General features: G+C 66.6%; 1 protein-coding gene. It reads left to right on the forward strand.

What is annotated here, in order from left to right:
- On the forward strand, positions 1 to 521 hold a 521-nt coding region (repC, locus tag R7P74_RS27895; RefSeq protein ID WP_318123917.1), incomplete at its 5' end, for a replication protein C, IncQ-type.
- Positions 522 to 592 lie beyond the last annotated feature (71 nt).

Raw genomic sequence — 592 nt, forward strand, 5'->3', positions numbered from 1 at the left:
TCAAAGGTAGCTATCGGGCGCTGGCAAAGGAAATCGGGGCAGAGGTCGATAGTGGTGGGGCGCTCAAGCACATACAGGACTGCATCGAGCGCCTTTGGAAGGTATCCATCATCGCCCAGAATGGCCGCAAGCGGCAGGGGTTTCGGCTGCTGTCGGAGTACGCCAGCGACGAGGCGGACGGGCGCCTGTACGTGGCCCTGAACCCCTTGATCGCGCAGGCCGTCATGGGTGGCGGCCAGCATGTGCGCATCAGCATGGACGAGGTGCGGGCGCTGGACAGCGAAACCGCCCGCCTGCTGCACCAGCGGCTGTGTGGCTGGATCGACCCCGGCAAGACCGGCAAGGCGGCCATAGATACCCTGTGCGGCTACGTCTGGCCGTCAGAGGCCAGTGGGGCCGCCATGCGCAAGAGACGCCAGCGGGTGCGCGAGGCGCTGCCGGAGCTGATCGCGCTGGGCTGGACGGTGAACGAGTATGCGGCGGGTAAGTACGACATCGCACGGCCCAAGGCGGCAGGCTGACCCCTGCAATAACTGTCACGCCCCCCCCGTTAACTGTCACGCCCCCCCCGTTAACTGTCACGCCCCCCCCC

This window comes from Vibrio sp. 2033 (assembly GCF_033339735.1).